At 65.6% G+C, this 375-nt stretch carries 1 pseudogene; it reads right to left on the bottom strand.

Going from position 1 to position 375, the window contains the following annotated elements:
- Nucleotides 1-375: pseudogene (locus AC1DGP_RS35390) on the bottom strand (HlyD family type I secretion periplasmic adaptor subunit); the annotation flags it as partial.

The following is a 375-nucleotide window of genomic DNA, read 5'->3' as shown; positions in this document are numbered from 1 at the left end:
GAACAGGCCGAGATATTTGTTGCGCTCGAGCTCGACCAGGCGCAGCTCCTCGACCTTGGCGACCTGGCGCGCCTCGAGGCCCTTCACCTCCTCGCCGGACTGGACGATGCTGATCTCGAGCTGTTCCTTGCGGCTTTCGCGGTTGGTGCGGTTGCCGTCGAACAACCGCGTCTCGCCCTGGATGATCTGGCTGGCCTCGTCGGAGAATCTGGCGAACTCGGCCGGGAAGGTGATCGCGGCGAGGTTGTCGCGCTCGGCGATCAGGCGGGCCTTGCGGCCGAGATTTTCGCCGAGCTGCGAGCGGATGATCGAGAGCTCGGCCTTGGTCTGGACATCGTCGAGCCAGAACAGGGTCTGGCCAGCCTCGACCCGGTC

This window comes from Allobosea sp. 05T433, from assembly GCF_056396065.1.
The sequence above is the reverse complement of the archived record's forward strand: the minus strand, read 5'-3'. Positions and strand labels throughout refer to the sequence as shown.